A 17,802-nucleotide genomic window follows, 5' to 3' on the forward strand; every position below is an offset into this window, starting at 1 on the left:
ATCACGGTGCCGCCGGGTGGGCGCCGTCGAGCCGCACCGCCGAGTCGCACAGCGCACTTCGGCAACGCGGGCCGGGGACCCATGCAGTCCTTGGGGTGTATCCGTGACCGAGTCACGGTAGGGCGAATCCTCCCGTCCGAACCCGTCAGCTAACCCGGTAGGCGGCACCGGAAGGAGAACTGTTCGTGCTGCATCTCCATGCTCCGACAGCGGCCGCCCGCCGCCATGCTCTAGGACGGGTGAACGCCAGGACGTAACGCCCTGGCCGCGCTCCAACGCTGATCGACGCCCAATCGCCGCGCGACCCCGGCCGAGTCGTGGGATCGCGCCGATACCGCGCGCCCTCTCCCGTGCGTAGTCCTTCGCACGCCCGCACCGGCGTGTGCTTCACCGTGCGCTGATTCGCGCCGTATTTTCCGCGCCGTATTTCCGTGCCGTCTATTCGTGCCGTCTTTGCGCGCTCTCCGTCCGCGCGCTCTTTCGCAGCCTTCCCGCGCAGCCGTTTCCGCGCCGTTCCGTTTCGCGCGCTGACGCCGCGGCGTCCTGCCGTGCGCCCAGATCGCGCCGTCTTCGATGAGGAATCGCTTACGTGAAGTCACTACCGCGCCAGTTCCAGCCCAGACACCGGCGGGTCGGCCCGCCTGTGCGAATCGGGGCCGTGTCCGTCGTCGTGCTGTCCGCGACGCTGTTCGCCACGGGCTCCGCCGGCCGGCCGCCGGCCGTGCACCCGCCGGTCGCGGTCGCCGCGTCCGCCTACGCGTACGACGCGGCGCTCGTGTCGCCGCTGCTGGAGGGCACCGCCGCCGGCTCGGCGGCCGAGGCGTCGCCCACCGCGTCCGCGACCATGCCGACCATGTCAGCCGCGCCGGCCACACCGACCACGCCGACCGGGCCGACCGGGCCGGCCGCGCCACAGCCGCCGCGCCCGGTCGCCGGGCTCGACCAGACCCAGATGAACAACGCCGTGACGATCGTGCGGCAGGGCCGCGCCCAGGGCCTGCCCACCAGGGCTCTCGTCGTCGCCGTCGCCACCGCGATGCAGGAGAGCGACCTCTACAACGTCGCCAGCCGCGCCGTGCCGGCCTCGCTGAAGCTGCCGCACGAGGGCGTCTCGCAGGACCACGACTCGGTCGGGCTGTTCCAGCAGCGCGCCAGCCAGGGCTGGGGCACCGTGGTCGAGCTCATGAACCCGGCCCACTCGGCGATGCTGTTCTACAACGCGCTGAGCAGGGTCAAGGGCTGGCAGAACATGAGCGTGACGGCCGCCGCTCAGGCGGTGCAGCGCTCGGCGTTCCCAGGGGCGTACCAGAAGCACGCCGACCGGGCCGCAAAGGTCGTGGCCGCCATCAATTGACCGACCGGCGCGTCCGCCGCGGCGCTCAGCGCGGCGCGGCGGTCGCGCGGCGGGCCAGCGCGACGAGCTCGGCCACCGAGGCGGGTGACGGGGAGGCCAGGTCCAGGGTGAGCAGCGCCTGGGAGAGCAGCTCCTCGGCCTGGCGGCGACACCAGTCGCGGGCGCCGGCCTGCTCGATCGTCTTCGCCGCGCGCTCGGCGTCGGCGTCGCTGAGCCGGCCCCGGCCGTCGAACAGCCCGGTCAGCTCGTCGGCGCCGGCCGCGATCGCCGCGGCGACGGGCAGCGAGCGCCGGCGGCGGCGCAGGTCCGGGTATGCCGGCCGGCCCGGGCCGTCGTCGGCCCAGATGCCCAGCAGGTCCTCGGTGAACTGCACGGCGAGGCCCAGCCGGACGCCGAACAGGCGCAGCCGCTCGACCTGTTCCGCCCTGCCGCCGCCGGCCACGGCGCCGAGGGCGCAGGCGCAGCCGAACAGCGCGCCGGTGCGCTGCTCCACCATGGCCAGGCAGTCGCGCAGCAGGTCGGTGCGCTCCTGCGCGGCGAAGTCCGGGCGGGTCTCGCGCAGCGCGAGCGAGGCGTGCTGGCCGTGCAGGAGCTCCTGCACGGTATCGCCCAGGATGCGCATCATGGCCCGGTCCGGCCCCGGCTGTCCGGAGCGCTGCCGCGGCCGGCCCGGCGCGATGTGGGTGGGGTCGCCGGTGGCCACGACGTCGAACGCGAGGGCGAGCAGCGCCTCGCCGCCCAGCGCCGCCGGCTGGGTGCCGACCACGCTCCACGCGGCCCCGTCGGAGCGCCCGTCGACCAGGTCGCGGCGGATCGCCGCCCAGTGATGCATGAGCTCGACCGCGACGGCGGATGGCACCGCGTCGTGCGGGTCGCCGCCGACCGCGGCCGCGCACACCAGGGTGAGCGCGCTGTGCAGCGAAGCGCCCGGCGCGTCGCGGCCGCAGTGCCAGCCCAGCTGCAGCTCGGCGACCTCGCGGGACGGCTCGGGCAGCCGCCCGATCGCCGCGCGCAGCGGCGGGCCGACGAGGCCGCCGGACCAGCGCAGGACGTCGTCAGTGGTCCGTAGCACGATCACCATCAGCCGCGCCGCCCAACCCGTTTCGCAGGGCGCCCCATGCGCACGCACGCCGTCACCGGACTCGCACCACCCATCGCATCGCACCTGACAGATCCGGCCGCGTCGATGCGGCGCCCAAGGACCTGGTCAAGTATGCCGAAGTGTCCGGCCGCGCACGGCGAAAACGGCGATGGCGGGCGGGTGTGGCGAGGACGGTTGTCGCCCGTCTGGCGTGTCGCGCGAAGTCTCGCGTGTCGTCCCGCTCGGCGCGTCATCCACTATGGAGTGTGTGCGGCCACCGCCTGCCGGAGTGCCTGATCCGGCGGGGACTGCACGGCCGGCGGCCGATGCCGCATCGCGTCCCACGCGGCCTTCCAACCGGCCCCGACCTCTCTGGTCTCGTTGTACCAGATCGTCACCCGCTGGCAGCCCCGGCAGCCGGCCGGCACGCCCCACGCGTCGACGCCGACACCTCTGCAGAGGGTGACCGCGCGGTACAGATGCGCGTCCTGACTGACCAGGAGTGCGCGGTCGACGCCGTACACGTCGTGGGCGCGCCGGCACGTGTCGTAGGTGTCCAGGCCATATGGGTCGAGCACCAGCCGGGCCGGGTCCACGCCCCGCGCCGCGAGGTAGTCGCTCATCGCCTCGACCTCGTTGCCGGAGCCGCCGCCCGCGTCACCGGAGATCAGCAGCGCCTTCACCTTGCCGGAGGAGATCAGCGCGGCCGCCGCGTCGAGCCGGTTGCGCAGGAACGACATCGGCTCCTTGCCGCCGTTCTCGAGCTGAGCGCCGAACACGATCGCCACATCCGCCGCCGGGGCGCGGTCCGCCGGGACGACCCGGCCGGAGGCCTCGGCGCGGATCCAGGCCGTCGGCACGAGCACCAGGGCGGCCACGAGGACGGCGGCGACCGTCAGGCGGCGCAGGGCGCGCCGGCGGCGGCGCCGATCGTCGGGCAGACGGCCGGAGAGCCCAAGCGTGGCGATCATCACCCAGCGCCGGCGATACCACGGCGCGACGGGCGGCCGTTGCGGCCCGGACTCGATCGGCATGGGCGCAGCATGGCACGGCCCGGCAACCCGCCGCCGTCCCGCGAGTCGTAAATTGTCGGTGCCACGAGGCAGGATGTAGGCGTCGGACCGGTGGGAGGTGGGGAGTGGCCGGCAAGATCAAGGATGAGGACATCGCCCTGGTCCGGGAGCGCACGTCGATCGAGGACGTGATCTCCGAGCACGTCACGCTGCGTTCCGCGGGCGGTGGCAACCTCAAGGGCCTGTGCCCGTTCCACGACGAGAAGACCGCCTCGTTCAACGTCTCGCCCACCCGGAACGTGTATTTCTGCCACGGCTGCGGCGCCGGCGGCGACGCCATCAAGTTCCTGATGGACCACGACCACCTGAGCTTCGTCGAGTCGGTCGAGCGCCTCGCCGCGCGCGCCGGGCTGCAGCTGCGATACGTCGAGGCCGGCAGCGCCCCGATCCGCCCCGCCGGGCAGAAGCAGCGGCTGATCGCCGCGCACGCCGAGGCCGCCCGGTTCTACGCCGAGCAGCTCGGCACGCCGGGCGCCCGCCAGGCCCGCGAGTTCCTGGCCCAGCGCGGGTTCAGCAAGGAGGCCGCCGAGCGCTACGGGTGCGGGTTCGCCCCCGACGGCTGGGATCGCCTGAGCAAGCACCTGCGCCAGAAGGGATACTCCGCGCAGGAGCTGACCAGCGCCGGCCTCTCCCGCGAGGGGCGCTCCGGCGGGCTCATCGACCGGTTCCGCCGCCGGCTGGTGTGGCCGATCAAGGACATCTCCGGCGACGTGATCGGTTTCGGCGCGCGGCGGCTGTTCGACGACGACGACGGCCCGAAGTATCTCAACACGCCCGAGACCCCGCTGTACAAGAAGTCGCACGTGCTTTATGGCATCGACCAGGCCAAACGGGAGATCGCCAAGCAGAGCCGGGTCGTCATCGTCGAGGGCTACACCGACGTGATGGCGTGCCACCTCGCCGGGGTGCCGGTGGCGGTCGCGACCTGCGGCACCGCGTTCGGTGGCGACCACATCTCGGTGCTGCGCCGGCTGCTGCTGGACGCCGACGGCTACGGCGGCGAGATCATCTTCACGTTCGACGGGGACGCGGCCGGGCAGAAGGCGGCGTTGCGTGCGTTCGAGGACGACCAGCGCTTCGTCGCCCAGACGTTCATCGCGGTCGGCCCCGACAACATGGACCCCTGCGACCTGCGCCTGGCCAAGGGCGATGTGGCCGTGCGCGACCTGGTCGCCGACCGCCAGCCGCTGCTCGACTTCGCGCTGCGCTCGGTGATCCAGCGCTTCGACCTCGACACCGCCGAGGGCCGCGTCGGCGCGCTGCGGGCGACCGCGCCCCTGGTCGCCAAGATCAAGGACCGCACGCTGCGGCCGGAGTATGCCCGCAAGCTCGCCGGCGACCTCGGCATGGAGCTCGAGACCGTGCAGCGCTCGGTCAACGCGGCCGCCAAGGGCGTCGCCGACCCCGTGCCCGCCCAGCCGCAGCGGCGCATCCTCGCCCCCGACAGCGCCGAGGCGCTGGTCGAGCGGGAGGCGCTCAAGCTGGCGCTGCAGCAGCCGGCGCTGGCCGGCCCGATGTTCGACGCGGTCGGCGCCGACATGTACACCCATCCGGTGTATTCGGTCCTGCGCACCGCGGTCGCCGAGGCGGGCGGCGCGTCCAGTGGCAGCGGCGGCGCGGTGTGGATCGAACAGGTCCGCGAGGCGTGCCTCGACCTGGCCGCCGGCGCGCTGGTCGCGGAGCTGGCGGTGGAGCCGCTGCGCCTGGACGGTGAGCCCGACCCGCGCTACGTCGAGGCGACGATCAACCGCCTCCAGCTGATGGCGCTCAACCGGACCATCGCCGAGCTCAAGTCCAAGCTGCAGCGCATCAACCCGGTGAGCAACGCCGAGGACCACCTGCGGCTGTTCAGCGAGCTGGTGTCGCTGGAGCAGCACGCCCGGGCGCTGCGGGATCGCGGCGCGAGCCGCTGGTGACGCCAGGTCTACGCCCACCTGGGACCGCCGCGGCGCTTCCGGTGTCGCCGCGAACCGCCGTTGGGTCCGAAATGTCCGAGGACCTCGCCGCTGCCGGCGAGCGCCCCGCCCGACCGCAAGCGGTCGGACATTTCGCCGATATCACGATTTTGGGGGACGGTTAGCACGTGTTCGGCTTTCTGAAGCGGCGGCGGCTGCCCGCCGACAAGCGCCCCAAGCTCGGCCCCGACGAGCGCGTGGTCGCCTGGGCCGTCGCCACCGGCGACAACGTCGTGGTGGCGACGAACCACGGCCTGTGGCTGCCCGGCGTCGAGCAGCGCCTGGGCTGGCACGAGATCCACAAGGCCACCTGGTCGGGCCGCCAGCTCGCCGTGGTCGCGGCGCGCGAGCTGCCGGTCGGCGACGAGGAGTACGCCGTGGTGGCCGACCTCCCGCCGCTGCTGCTCACCCTGCTCGACCCCGACAGAGTGCCCGAGCAGGTCCGGGTGCGGGTCAACAAGTCGATCGCGCACACCTCGCACCACCCGCTCGACGAGATCACCGGCGTGCGTGGCGGCGTGCGGGTCGTGGGGCGGCGCGTCCCCGGCGTCAACGGGCTGTGCTGGACGGTCCGCTACGACGAGGACGTCGACCCGCAGGCGACGGGCGTGGCCGAGCAGACGCACGAGCTGGTCGCCTGGGCGAGATCCGGCGTCGGTACCGCCTCTTAGGGCTTGCTCGCCGCCGGCACTCGGCGGCGGGACCGGATCAGGCGCACGAGTACCGCGACGACCAGTGCGACGTCGAGGAACGCGCCCGGCAGCTTCGTCTTCGTGGCCAGGCCCAGGCTGTCCGGCAGGGTCAGGAACGGCAGCGCCACGACGGCGACGTGCACGCCGGTGCGCAGCCGGCCGGTCAGGTGCGTGCCGGCGAGCACCGCGATGCCGGCGAGCGCGTACCAGGCGTAGAACACCGGCCCGAGCACGGCCGTGGCCAGCAGCGCCAGGCCGGCGGCGGTGAGCACCGGGTCGGCGGCCTCCGCCGGCGTGCGGCGCGCCGTGCGCAGCGCCCGCCACCAGAGGTACAACAGGATCGCGGCGAGGGCGGCGAACCCGAGCGTGCGGGCCACGGCCACCGCGGTGTCGAACGCCGCCGGCCGGCCCGCGGCGCGCAGCACGTAACCGGCGGCCATGCCCACCCCCGTCGGGATCGACAGCCACTGCTTGAGCTCGGCGGTGGAGCCGAGCGCCCGGACGAAGCCGAGGCCGTGGCCGGTCGTGGCGGCGAGCACGGTGTACGTCAGCAGCATCGCCCCGGTGAAGCTCACCGGCGCGCGGCGGCACAGCCCGTTGCCGCGGAACAGCACGAGCAGCACCGCGAAGGGCGCGGCGACCACGGCGGTGACCTTCACGGCCGCGGCGAGCCCGAAGGCGGCGCCGGACAGCCCCGACCGGCCGCGGGTGGCGAACGCGAAGCCGGCCAGCACGAAGCCGGCGAGCAGGATGTCGTTGTGCACACCGGAGACGACGTGGATCAGCACGAGCGGGCTGGCGGCCAGTGCGGCGTTACCGTCGGTGAGGCGGTGCGCCGCCGCCACGCACAGCACCAGCCCCAGCACCGCGACCAGGCGGAACAGGCCGACGGCGACGACGAGGTGGCCGTGCGCGAGCCAGGCGGCGCCGCCGGAGATCGCGAACCACAGCGGGCCGTAGGGGGTCGGGGTGTCGCGCCACAGCGGCGGTACGTCGGACAGCCAGGTGCACGGCAGCGCCGACGGCCCGTGTTCGTACAGGTTGAACCCGGCGTCGAAGAGCTGGCCCTGGCAGGCGTACGCGTACACGTCCAGGGCACCCATGGGCGGCGCGATCAGCAGCGGCGCGCTCCAGATCGCCGCGGTGACGAGCAGTTCGCGGGTGCCGGTGGTGTCGCGCAGGGCCCACCAGGCGCGGGCCAGCAGGGCCAGGCCGACGAACCAGACGCAGACGCCGGTCACCCACGCGGCGTCGTGGGGTAGCGGCTTGCCGGCCAGGAAACCGCTGGCGGCCAGCAGGGTTGTCGCGGCCAGCCCGAGCCAGCGCGGGTTGAGGCGCACGGGGGCATCGTAATAGCGTCCAAAATTGTCGTACCCCGGGGCTATGGTCGGGGCCGTGGCGAACAACGGGGCATTGATCGCGGCGACCGCGCTGGTCAAGCGGTTCGGTGACTTCACGGCGGTCGATGGGATCGACGTGCGGGTGGCAGCCGGCGAGGCCTTCGGGTTCCTGGGCCCCAACGGTGCGGGCAAGTCCTCGACGATGCGGATGATCGGGTGCGTGTCGCGCCCGACGAGCGGGTCGCTGCGCATCCTCGGCCTCGACGCGGCGCGGGACGGCCCCGCGATCCGGGCGCGGCTGGGCGTGTGCCCGCAGCAGGACACGCTCGACCCGGAGCTGACCGTGCTGGAAAACCTCGTCGCCTACGCACGCTATTTCGGGGTGCCGCGGCGGGTCGCGCGGGAGCGTGCCAGGGAGTTGCTCGACTTCGTGCAGCTGGCCGACCGGGCCGGCGACAAGGTGGAGCCGCTGTCCGGTGGCATGAAGCGACGGCTGACGATCGCCCGGGCGCTGGTCAACGAACCCGACATCGTGCTGCTCGACGAGCCGACCACCGGGCTGGATCCGCAGGCCCGGCACCTGGTCTGGGAGCGGCTGTTCCGGCTCAAGCAGCGCGGCGTGACGCTGGTCCTCACGACGCACTACATGGACGAGGCCGAGCAGTTGTGCGACCGGCTCGTCGTGATGGACGCGGGGCGGATCGTCGCGGAGGGCTCGCCGCGGCAACTGATCGAGCGGCACTCGACGCGCGAGGTGGTCGAGGTGCGCTTCGGCGAGGAGCCGTCGGACACGGCCGCTGACAAGCTCGACGGCATCGGTGAGCGCGTCGAGGTGCTGCCGGACCGCGTCCTGATCTACACGGCGGACGGCGACGCCGCGGTGGCCGAGATCGCCGGGCGCGGCCTGGTGCCGTCGAGCACGCTGGTCCGGCGCGGCTCGCTGGAGGACGTGTTCCTGCACCTCACCGGGCGGACGTTGGTGGAGTGATGGGCACCCTGGCCGCTCTGGAATACCACCTCACCTCCTATCGGCGCACGTGGCGCTCGACGGTGTTCAGCTCGTTCGCCCTGCCGGCCATGTTCCTGATCGCCATGGGCGTGACGGTCGGCAGCTACGTCGACGCGCGCCCGGGCGGCGGGCTCGGCGTGCCGTATCTGGACTACATCGGCCCCGGCCTGCTCGCCTCGACCGCGTTGCAGGTCGCCGTCGGCGAGTCGACCTGGCCGGTGTTCTCGGCGTTCAACTGGATTCGCAGCTACCACGCGATGCGCGCCACGCCGCTGACGACGGGGGCGATCATGCGGGGACACCTGCTGTATCTGGCGCTGCGGACCGCGCTGGCCGCGGTCGCGTTCCTGCTGGTGCTGCTGCCCTTCGGAGCCCTGCACTCGTGGTGGGCGCTCGCCGCACCGCTGCCCGCGGTGCTGGTCGGCCTGGCGTTCGGGGCTCCGACGTTCGGTTTCGCGGCGGCGGTGGACAGCGACGGCTATTTCGCCGTGCTGTTCCGCCTGGTCGTGGTGCCGATGTCGCTGTTCGCCGGCGTGTTCTTCCCGGTGGAGAGCCTGCCCGCGCCGGCCCGCGCGCTGGCCTACGCCTCACCGCTGTGGCACGGCGTCGAGCTGTGCCGCGCGGCCACGCTGGGCACCCCGACCGCCTGGGGTGTCTGGGCGCACACGGCCGTCCTGCTGGCCTGGATCGCGGCCGGCTATGCGCTGGCCCTGCGCGGCTTCACCCACCGGCTGGAGGACTGATGGTCACAACGATGGTCTATGGGCGGATCGAGCGCGACGCCAGGGGCGCGCTGTCGGTCACCGCGCGTAACCTGGCGGCGGCGCGGCATGCGTTGTACTGGTGGGTGCTGCTGTCCGGGTTCGCCGAGCCGCTGCTGTATCTGCTCTCGATCGGCGTCGGGGTGGGGCGGCTGATCGGCGACGTGCCGCTGGCCGACGGGCGAATGGTGACGTATGCGCAGTTCGTGGCGCCGGCGATGCTCGCCGCGTCGGGCATGAACGGTGCGCTGGCCGAGACCGTCATGAACTTCTACGGCAAGTTGAAGTTCATGAAGCTCTACGACGCCACGCTGGCCACGCCGGTCACGCCGATGCAGCTGTCCGGGGGTGAGCTGCTGTGGGCGATGATCCGCGGCGGGTTCTACTGCGCGGCGTTCCTGACGGTGATGGTGGCGCTCGGGCTGACCGCCCCGCTGTGGGCGCTGGCGGCGTTCCCGGCGGCGATGCTGGTCGGGTTCGCGTTCGGCGGGCTGGGCATGGCGTTGTCGACGCTGCTGCGCTCGTGGCAGGACTTCGACTACGTCAACGTGGCGCAGTTCGGGCTGTTTCTGTTCAGCGGGACGTTCGCGCCGCCGTCGGGCTATCCGCTCGTGGCCCGGGTGCTGGTCGAGGCAACCCCGCTGTATCACGGCGTCGCGCTCGTGCGCGGGCTGTGCACCGGCTCACCGCAGTGGGGACTGGTCTGGCACGCGGTCTATCTGGCAGCCCTGGCAGCGGGCGGGCTGTGGCTCGCGAGCCGCCGGCTGGGAAAACTTCTGCTGACCTAGTTTGCCCCGGTTTTGGAAAGGTCGGATGATCTCTATGGAGGGCATCTGGCCTGCGGAAACGTGCATATTTTCGATTGCGTCCGAACTTACGTCAAAACCAGCAAAAGTTTGGTTACGAGCGCCAGAAGCTCTAGACGCGGGGGGTGGGACGGCCTAAAGTCTCGACGCAACACGGGTGTAACGCACGGCACACGGCCCGGCAAACCGGGGCCGGCGTGCCGGTGTGGTGGTGTAGCCGCATGTCGCGGACGCCTGCCTGCGACCTGACGAGGAGGTGCCCCATGAACACGGTCAGTGCCATTGACAACCCGGTTCAGTCGCGCCTGCTCCGCCTGTTGCGGGACACCGGTGCGTTGTCGCGTGCGGAGCTGGCCGATCGTCTCGAGGTGCCGCGGCCCCGGCTGCTGGCGGACCTGGACGCGCTGGTCGCGACCGGGCTGATCCGCGAGGCGGGGCCGGCCGCGAGCCGTGGCGGGCGGCGTTCGACGCTGGTCGAGCTCAACCCGGGGCTGCGCTTCGCCGCGGTCGACCTGGGCGCCAGCTCGATCGACGTGGAGATCAGCGACGGCCGGCTGGAGCCGATCGCCGCCTACGGGGAGCGCTCCGACATCCGTTCAGGACCGAAGGTGATCCTGCAGCGGGTCAACGAGATCCTGCACAAGTTCAAGGCGGAGGGCGCCTACGAGCGCCTCAACGCCATCGGCATCGGCGTGCCCGGCCCGGTCAGCTTCCGCGACGGGGTGCCGGTCTCTCCGCCGATCATGCCCGGCTGGGACCGGTTCCCGGTGCGGGAGGCGCTCGGGCGCGAGCACAACTGCCCGGTCGTCGTCGACAACGACGTCAACATCATGAGCATCGGCGAGCGCTACGGCGGCGTCGCGCACTCGGTCGACAACCTGCTGTTCCTCAAGGTCGGCACGGGCATCGGCTGCGGCATCTACCTCAACGGCGAGGTCTACCGGGGCACCGACGGATGCGCCGGCGACATCGGCCACATCCAGGTCGACAGCCACGGGCCGATCTGCGCGTGCGGCAACGTCGGCTGCCTGGAGGCGCTCTTCGGCGGCGGCGCGCTCGCTCGCGACGCGACCGCCGCGGCCCGCAGTGGCGCCTCCCCGGCGCTCGCGGACCGCCTCACCGCCAACGGCGCGGTGACCGCGAAGGACGTCGCCGACGGTGCGGCCGAGGGCGACGTCACCTGCATCCGGCTCATCCGCGACGGCGGGCGGCGCGTCGGCGGGGTGCTCGCCGGCCTGGTCAGCTTCATCAACCCGTCGATGATCGTGATCGGCGGCGGCCTGGCCGGCCTCGGGCACATCCTGCTCGCCGAGATCCGCAGCGTGGTGTACCGGCGCTCGCTGCCCCTTGCGACCGGCAACCTGCCGGTCGTCCTGTCCGAGCTCGGCCCTCGCGCCGGCGTCGTGGGCGCCGCGGTGCTGGCGAGCGAACTCGCATATGGACGGCCATCATGACAGAACCACCGGCACGGACCCCCGAACACTCCCCGGCGGACGTGGTCCTCCGGCTCACCGATGTGGTCAAGACGTTCCCCGGCGTCCGTGCGCTCGACGGCGTCCAGCTCGAGGTGCGCGCGGGCGAGGTGCACTGCCTGCTCGGGCAGAACGGCGCGGGCAAGTCGACGCTGATCAAGATCCTCTCCGGCGCGCACACCCCGGACTCGGGGGAGATCTGGTGGCAGGGCGAGCCGGCCGCCTTCGGCAGCCCGCAGGCGGCCATGAAGGCCGGCATCGCCACCATCTACCAGGAGCTCGACCTGGTCGACGGGCTCAGCGTGGCCGAGAACATGTATCTCGGCCACGAGCCCAACACCGGCGGCTTCGTGGCCCGGCGGGCGATGCGCCGCGGCGCGGCCGCGATCCTGCTGCGCCTCGGCCACCCGGAGATCCCGGGCGGCCGCGAGGTCGGCAAGCTGCCCGCGGCCGCGAAGCAGATCGTCAGCATGGGCCGGGCGCTGTCGCGCGAGGCACGGCTGCTCATCATGGACGAGCCGAGCGCCGTGCTGGCCCACGACGAGGTGCAGAACCTGTTCCGCATCGTGCGCGGCCTCACCGCGCAGGGCATCGCGGTCATCTACATCTCCCACCGCCTCGACGAGATCCGCGAGATCGGCGACCGGGTCACCGTGCTCAAGGACGGCCGCACCACCGCCGCGAACCTCGACGCGAAGACCACCCCCAACCGCGAGCTGGTGAGCCGGATGACCGGCCGCACCATCGAGTACGTCTTCCCCGAGCGACCGGCCGCGCGCACCTTCGAGGGCGAGCCGCTGCTGCGGGTCGAGGGGCTGACGCTGCCGGGCCGCTTCAGCGACGTGTCGCTGGCCGTCCACGGCGGGGAGATCGTGGGCATCACCGGCCTGGTCGGCTCCGGCCGCTCCGAGGTGCTCGAGAGCATCTACGGCGCGCGCCGGCCCGCCGCCGGGACGGTGGAGCTCAACGGCCGGAAGCTGCGCCGCGGCAGCGTCAGCGCCGCCGTGCGGGCCGGCATCGGCATGGCGCCGGAGGAGCGTAAGAGCCAGGCGCTGCTGCTCGGCGAGCCGATCTACCGCAACGTGACCCTGGCCGGCTTCGCCCGCTACGCGCGGGCCGGCTTCACCGACGCCGGGCGCGAGCGCGAGGCGGCCGAGGACGTCACCCGCGACCTCGACCTGCGCCCGGCCGACGTCCGCCGCCCGGTGCGCACGCTGTCCGGCGGCAACCAGCAGAAGGTCGTCGTCGGCCGGTGGCTGCTCGGCGAGACCCGGCTGCTGCTGCTCGACGAGCCCACCCGCGGCGTCGACGTGGGTGCGCGGGCCGAGCTGTACCAGGTGATCCGCAAGCTCGCCGACGAGGGTGTCGGCGTGCTGCTCGTGTCCAGCGAGGTGCCCGAGGTGCTCGGCCTCTCCGACCGCGTGCTGGTCATGCGGGAGGGCAGGGTCGTGCGCGAGGCGCCCGCCGGTGAACTCGACGAAGACACCGTGCTCGACCTGGTGATGGCCGGCTCGCTGCTCGACGGGGCCGACCTGGCGAGCACCGCCCCCGAAGGGACCGCAGCATGAGCACCGCCAATAGCATCAGCCCGACGGAACCGGTGGGAGTCCACGAGCCACCTCGCGTCACCGCGCAGAGCTGGTGGCAGCGCGACGGCGCGGACAACGCCAAGCGCAACCTCGCCCTGATCGGCGTGCTCCTGCTCCTGCTGATCATCGGTGCGATCACCCGGCCGGACATCTTCCTCGACATCGAGCGCCTGTGGAGCAACGAGCTCACGGTGCTCTCCCTGGCCTCCAGCATCGGCGTGATCACCGTCGGCATGACGTTCGTCATCATCAGCGGCGGCATCGACCTGTCGGTCGGCGCGTTGCTGGCCCTGGCGAGCGTGTGGTGCACGACGGTGGCGACGCAGAGCTACGGCGCCGGTGCGATGGTCTTCGCCGCGCTGGCCGTCGGCGCCGCCGCCGGGCTCGTCAACGGCGTGCTCATCGCCTACGGACGCCTGGTGCCGTTCATCGCCACGCTGGCGATGATGGTGTCCGCCCGCGGCCTGGCCCAGAACATCTCCGGGTCGCACACGCAGATCACCAACAACAAGTTCATCATCAGCCTCGCCGGCGACAAGTTCCTCGGCGTGCCGTACACGATCATCATCTTCCTGGTCGTCGTCGTGCTCGGCTGGGTCCTGCTCAACCGCACCACCTTCGGCCGGCGCACGATCGCCATCGGCGGCAACACCGAGGCGGCCCGCCTGGCCGGCATCAACGTCCGCCTGCAGACGGTGCTGCTGTATGTGCTGGGCGGCCTCTGCTGCGGCATCGCGGCGCTGATGGTCGTCTCGCAGACCACCTCCGGCAGCAACACCAACGGCGACGGCTACGAGCTCAGCGCGATCGCCGCCGCGATCATCGGCGGCACCGCGCTGACGGGCGGCCGCGGCACCATCATCGGCTCCCTGCTCGGCGTGCTGATCTTCAGCCAGATCACCAACCTGTTCGTGGTCAACAACCTGCCGCTGGACATCCAGCGGGTCATCAACGGCGGCATCATCGTCATCGCCGTGCTCGTTCAGCAGTTCCGGGTCACATCGCTCTGGCGCAGGCCCGCCTCCTCATAGCGCCTTCCCCCGATCGCTCGCGACGTCCACGCCGGACGGTAGCGCGGATCAGTGCACCCGAAAACAGCTCATGAAGTACACCCCCGAACACCCAACATCCCACAGACGACCAGGAGGTCGTGAGATGAGCGCAATCTCGCCCGACATGTCCCGCCGCCGGCTTCTGCTCGGCGGGGCGGCCCTCGGCGCCGGCGCGCTGCTGGCCGGCTGCACGTCGAACGAGACCAAGGACAGCGCACCTCAGACCAACGTCAAGGAGGGCAACGCCGCGAGCGCGGCACCCGGCAAGCAGGTCACCATCGGCTTCTCCGCACCGGCCGCCGACCACGGCTGGATCGGCGCGATCACCGCCAACGCCAAGGCGCAGGCGGCGAAGTTCTCCGACGTGACGCTCAAGGTGGTCGACGCCGGTAAGGACGCGCCCGCCCAGATCGCCGCGCTGGAGACCCTCATCGCGAGCAAGCCGGACGCCATCGTCCTGCTGCCGCAGGACGGCGCGCAGCTCACCGCCATCGGCAAGAAGGCCACGGACGCCGGCATCATCGTCATCAACCTCGACCGCGAGTTCTCCGACTCCGCCGCCTCGTTCAGCCTCATCAAGGGCGACAACTACGGCATGGGCATCGCCGCCGGTCACTACATCGGCGAGAAGCTCAAGGGCAAGACGGACGCGGTCATCGGCGAGATCCCCGGCATCGACGAGCTGCAGCTGACCAAGGACCGCTCGAAGGGCTTCGCCGACGCGCTGAAGAACTACGGGCTGAGCGTCAAGCACCGCGTCGCCGCCGGCTTCACCGTGCAGTCGGGCCAGGCCGCCGCGGCCAACCTGCTGCAGGCGGCGCCGAAGCTCGACGCCGTGTGGAACCACGACGACGACCAGGGCATCGGCGTGCTCGCCGCGATCCAGCAGGCGGGGCGCAAGGAGTTCTTCATGGTCGGCGGCGCCGGCTCCCGCGACGCGATGGACCACATCAAGGCCGGCGACACGGTGCTCACCGCGACGGTGACCTACCCGCCGTCGATGGCCTCGTCGGCGATCATCCTGGCCCGCCTCGCGGCGCAGGGCAACGGGATGGGCGACCTGGTCGAGCTGCAGGTGCCGAAGCTGATCGTGTTGCAGTCCGAGACGATCACCAAGGAGAACGTCGACAAGTACCTGCCGCTGGGCTTCAAGTCCTGACCCCATCCGGAACTACTTGAACCATCGGAATCAGAGAGGAACCGCCAGTGTCCAGTCAGGGCAGCAGCGGGGAGCTGCGAGTCGGCATGGTCGGCTACGCCTTCATGGGCGCCGCGCACTCGCAGGCGTGGCGCACGGTGAACCGGGTCTTCGACCTACCGGCGCGGGCGAGCATGGTCGCCGTCTGCGGTCGCGATGGGGCGAAGGTGGCGGAAGCCGCGCGCCGGCTCGGCTGGGCCGAAGCGGTCACCGACTGGCGCGAGCTGATCGCCCGGGACGACATCGACGTCATCGACGTGTGTACCCCGGGCGACAGCCACGCCGAGATCGCCATCGCCGCACTCGAGGCGGGTAAGCACGTCCTGTGCGAGAAGCCGCTGGCGAACACGGTCGACGAGGCACGTGCCATGGTCGAGGCCGCGGTCAAGGCCCGGACGCTGGGTGTGCGCTCGGCCTGCGGGTTCAACTACCGCCGGGTCCCCGCCGTCACCCTCATGCACGACCTGATCGCCGCCGGCCGGCTCGGCGCGATCCGCCACGTCCGCGCCGTCTACCTGCAGGACTGGATCGTCGATCCGAGCTTCCCGCTCGTCTGGCGGCTCCAGCAGGAGCGGGCCGGCTCGGGCGCGCTCGGCGACATCGGCGCGCACATCATCGACCTGACCCAGTTCGTCACCGGTCAGCGCATCACCGGCGTCGCCGGGCTGACCGAGACGTTCATCAAGGAGCGGCCGCTGCCGGAGTCCTCCACCGGCCTGTCGGCGAGCGCCGGCGTCGCGACCGGCGAGGTCACCGTCGACGACGCGGCGCTGTTCATCGCCCGGCTCGACGGCGGCGCGGTGGCCACGTATGAGGCGACCCGGTTCGCGACCGGCCGCAAGAACGGGCTGCGGGTCGAGATCAACGGCGAGTACGGGTCGCTGGCCTTTGACCTCGAGCGCCTCAACGAGCTCGAGTACTACGACGCCACGCGGCCCGCGGCCGAGCAGGGCTGGAGCCGTATCCTCGTGACCGAGGGCGAGCACCCGTACTTCGGGGCCTGGTGGCCGCCGGGGCACATCATCGGGTACGAGCACTCCTTCACCCACGAGATGCGCGACTTCATCGAGGCGGTGGCGACCGGCGCCGACCCGACGCCGTCCTTCGAGGACGCTCTGCAGGTGCAGCTCGTCCTCGACGCGGTCCAGAAGTCCGACTCCTCCTCCTGGGTGAGCGTGGCCGCATGAATGATCCGTACGTCCCTACGCCGGCCGACCGGTTCTCGTTCGGCCTGTGGACGGTGGGCTGGCAGGCCCAGGACGTCTTCGGGGCGGCGTCGCGACCGGCGCTCGACCCGGTCGAGACCGTGCACCGGCTGGCCGAGCTGGGGGCGTACGGCGTCAGCTTCCACGACGACGACCTGATCCCGTTCGGCAGCGACGAGACCGTGCGTGACAAGGTCGTGACCCGCTTCCGGGAGGCCCTGGACGGCACCGGCATGGTCGTGTCGATGGCCACCACGAACCTGTTCGGGCACCCCATCTTCAAGGACGGCGCGTTCACCGCCAACGACCGCGCCGTGCGGCGGTTCGCGCTGCAGAAGGTGATGCGCAACATCGACCTCGCGGCCGAGCTCGGCGCGCCCACGTACGTGCTGTGGGGCGGCCGGGAGGGTGCGGAGTCCGGCGCCGGCAAGCAGATGCGCGCGGCGCTGGACCGCTACCGCGAGGCGATCAACGCGATCTGCGCGTATATCCGGGAGCGCGGCTACGACATCCGCCTGGCGATCGAGCCCAAGCCGAACGAGCCGCGCGGCGACATCCTGCTGCCGACGATCGGCCACGCGCTCGCGCTGATCTCCACGCTGGACGAGCCGTCCCGGGTCGGGCTCAACCCCGAGATCGGGCACGAGGAGATGGCCGGGCTGAACTTCGCGCACGGCATCGCGCAGGCGCTGTGGCACGGCAAGCTGTTCCACATCGACCTCAACGGCCAGCACGGGCCGCGCTTCGACCAGGACCTGCGCTTCGGCGCCGGCAACCTGCGGGGCGCGTTCTGGACCGTCGATGTGCTGGAGAACAGCTCCGGCTACCCCACGGCGTACGCCGGGCCGCGCCACTTCGACTACAAGCCGCCTCGCACCGAGGACGCCGACGGCGTCTGGGTCACCGCGGCGGCCTGCATGCGCAACTACCTGATCCTCAAGGAGAAGGTGCGCACGTTCCGCGACGATCCCGAGGTGTCCGCCGCCCTGGCGACCGCGCGGGTCGACGAGCTGTCGGTGCCGACGCTGCTGCCGGGGGAGTCCCTGGAGGCGCTGCGCGCCGAGGAGATCGACGTCGAGACGGTCGCCGCCCGGGGGATGGCGTTCGAGCGGCTCGACCAGCTGGCCATGGAGCACCTGTTGGGAATTCGTGGCTGAACCCCTCCGACTTCTCCGCCGGCACCGGTAGCGAGGGACCATCCGCGGTTGCGCCCCG

At 72.0% G+C, this 17,802-nt stretch carries 15 protein-coding genes and 1 riboswitch; of the genes, 12 read left to right on the plus strand and 3 right to left on the minus strand.

Annotation, left to right across the window (positions count from 1 at the left end; all coding sequences use genetic code 11):
* The first annotated feature begins 27 nt into the window (after positions 1 to 27).
* Positions 28 to 179: riboswitch (cyclic di-AMP (ydaO/yuaA leader) on the plus strand.
* A gap of 479 nt (positions 180 to 658) precedes the next feature.
* Positions 659 to 1,354, plus strand: a complete 696-nt coding sequence (locus tag AB0367_RS26255) for a hypothetical protein (protein ID WP_366229076.1) — start codon at positions 659 to 661, stop codon at positions 1,352 to 1,354.
* 25 nt (positions 1,355 to 1,379) lie between these two features.
* Here AB0367_RS26255 and AB0367_RS26260 read toward each other — a convergent pair whose 3' ends face one another.
* Both AB0367_RS26260 and AB0367_RS26265 read right to left on the minus strand, forming a co-directional pair.
* Complete coding sequence (locus AB0367_RS26260) at positions 1,380 to 2,435, minus strand: polyprenyl synthetase family protein (RefSeq protein ID WP_366229077.1); 1,056 nt, start codon at positions 2,433 to 2,435, stop codon at positions 1,380 to 1,382.
* Positions 2,436 to 2,692: 257 nt separating this feature from the next.
* Positions 2,693 to 3,469, minus strand: a complete 777-nt coding sequence (locus AB0367_RS26265) for an ElyC/SanA/YdcF family protein (RefSeq protein WP_366229078.1) — start codon at positions 3,467 to 3,469, stop codon at positions 2,693 to 2,695.
* A gap of 104 nt (positions 3,470 to 3,573) precedes the next feature.
* Here AB0367_RS26265 and dnaG point away from each other — a divergent pair, with 104 nt between their 5' ends.
* On the plus strand, positions 3,574 to 5,424 hold the full coding sequence (gene dnaG / locus AB0367_RS26270) for a DNA primase (RefSeq protein WP_366229079.1): 1,851 nt from the start codon (positions 3,574 to 3,576) through the stop codon (positions 5,422 to 5,424).
* Positions 5,425 to 5,591: 167 nt separating this feature from the next.
* Positions 5,592 to 6,134 (plus strand): hypothetical protein, encoded by a 543-nt coding sequence (locus AB0367_RS26275; protein ID WP_366229080.1) that lies wholly within the window; start codon positions 5,592 to 5,594, stop codon positions 6,132 to 6,134.
* Here the strand turns inward: AB0367_RS26275 and mptB are convergent.
* On the minus strand, positions 6,131 to 7,495 hold the full coding sequence (gene mptB / locus AB0367_RS26280) for a polyprenol phosphomannose-dependent alpha 1,6 mannosyltransferase MptB (protein ID WP_366229081.1): 1,365 nt from the start codon (positions 7,493 to 7,495) through the stop codon (positions 6,131 to 6,133). The genes AB0367_RS26275 and mptB overlap by 4 nt on opposite strands.
* 55 nt (positions 7,496 to 7,550) lie before the next feature.
* Here mptB and AB0367_RS26285 point away from each other — a divergent pair, with 55 nt between their 5' ends.
* The 9 genes from AB0367_RS26285 (at position 7,551) to xylA (ending at position 17,744) form a co-directional block, all read left to right on the plus strand.
* Entirely contained in the window at positions 7,551 to 8,483 is a 933-nt protein-coding gene (locus AB0367_RS26285; protein WP_366229082.1) for an ABC transporter ATP-binding protein, read from the plus strand.
* On the plus strand, positions 8,483 to 9,247 hold the full coding sequence (locus AB0367_RS26290) for an ABC transporter permease (RefSeq protein WP_366229083.1): 765 nt from the start codon (positions 8,483 to 8,485) through the stop codon (positions 9,245 to 9,247). The genes AB0367_RS26285 and AB0367_RS26290 overlap by 1 nt, the downstream gene beginning before the upstream one ends.
* A complete protein-coding gene (locus tag AB0367_RS26295) occupies positions 9,247 to 10,053 on the plus strand; it encodes an ABC transporter permease (RefSeq protein WP_366229084.1) in 807 nt (268 codons plus the stop codon). Before AB0367_RS26290 ends, AB0367_RS26295 begins: the two co-directional genes overlap by 1 nt.
* A 281-nt stretch (positions 10,054 to 10,334) precedes the next feature.
* Entirely contained in the window at positions 10,335 to 11,525 is a 1,191-nt protein-coding gene (locus AB0367_RS26300) for an ROK family transcriptional regulator (protein ID WP_366229085.1), read from the plus strand.
* Complete coding sequence (locus tag AB0367_RS26305; RefSeq protein WP_366229086.1) at positions 11,522 to 13,111, plus strand: sugar ABC transporter ATP-binding protein; 1,590 nt, start codon at positions 11,522 to 11,524, stop codon at positions 13,109 to 13,111. The genes AB0367_RS26300 and AB0367_RS26305 overlap by 4 nt, the downstream gene beginning before the upstream one ends.
* Entirely contained in the window at positions 13,108 to 14,163 is a 1,056-nt protein-coding gene (locus AB0367_RS26310; protein ID WP_366229087.1) for an ABC transporter permease, read from the plus strand. Before AB0367_RS26305 ends, AB0367_RS26310 begins: the two co-directional genes overlap by 4 nt.
* Positions 14,164 to 14,287: 124 nt before the next feature.
* Positions 14,288 to 15,343, plus strand: coding sequence for a substrate-binding domain-containing protein (locus AB0367_RS26315; RefSeq protein WP_366229088.1), 1,056 nt, complete (start codon positions 14,288 to 14,290; stop codon positions 15,341 to 15,343).
* A gap of 86 nt (positions 15,344 to 15,429) precedes the next feature.
* On the plus strand, positions 15,430 to 16,569 hold the full coding sequence (locus tag AB0367_RS26320) for a Gfo/Idh/MocA family oxidoreductase (protein ID WP_366229172.1): 1,140 nt from the start codon (positions 15,430 to 15,432) through the stop codon (positions 16,567 to 16,569).
* A complete protein-coding gene (gene xylA / locus AB0367_RS26325; RefSeq protein ID WP_366229089.1) occupies positions 16,566 to 17,744 on the plus strand; it encodes a xylose isomerase in 1,179 nt (392 codons plus the stop codon). Before AB0367_RS26320 ends, xylA begins: the two co-directional genes overlap by 4 nt.
* The last annotated feature ends 58 nt before the right edge of the window (positions 17,745 to 17,802 follow it).

It is taken from the genome of Dactylosporangium sp. NPDC051484 (assembly GCF_040689395.1).
Classification (GTDB): Bacteria; Actinomycetota; Actinomycetes; order Mycobacteriales; family Micromonosporaceae; genus Dactylosporangium.

Excerpts from the sequence above, each read along its gene's own strand:
- AB0367_RS26320 (WP_366229172.1), top strand. The coding sequence starts at position 15,430 with ATGGTCGGCTACGCCTTCATGGGCGCCGCGCACTCGCAGGCGTGGCGC.
- AB0367_RS26310 (WP_366229087.1), top strand. The coding sequence starts at position 13,108 with ATGAGCACCGCCAATAGCATCAGCCCGACGGAACCGGTGGGAGTCCAC.
- AB0367_RS26260 (WP_366229077.1), bottom strand. The coding sequence starts at position 2,435 with ATGGTGATCGTGCTACGGACCACTGACGACGTCCTGCGCTGGTCCGGC.
- AB0367_RS26290 (WP_366229083.1), top strand. The coding sequence starts at position 8,483 with ATGGGCACCCTGGCCGCTCTGGAATACCACCTCACCTCCTATCGGCGC.
- AB0367_RS26295 (WP_366229084.1), top strand. The coding sequence starts at position 9,247 with ATGGTCACAACGATGGTCTATGGGCGGATCGAGCGCGACGCCAGGGGC.
- AB0367_RS26300 (WP_366229085.1), top strand. The coding sequence starts at position 10,335 with ATGAACACGGTCAGTGCCATTGACAACCCGGTTCAGTCGCGCCTGCTC.
- AB0367_RS26305 (WP_366229086.1), top strand. The coding sequence starts at position 11,522 with ATGACAGAACCACCGGCACGGACCCCCGAACACTCCCCGGCGGACGTG.
- AB0367_RS26265 (WP_366229078.1), bottom strand. The coding sequence starts at position 3,469 with ATGCCGATCGAGTCCGGGCCGCAACGGCCGCCCGTCGCGCCGTGGTAT.
- xylA (WP_366229089.1), top strand. The coding sequence starts at position 16,566 with ATGAATGATCCGTACGTCCCTACGCCGGCCGACCGGTTCTCGTTCGGC.
- AB0367_RS26315 (WP_366229088.1), top strand. The coding sequence starts at position 14,288 with ATGAGCGCAATCTCGCCCGACATGTCCCGCCGCCGGCTTCTGCTCGGC.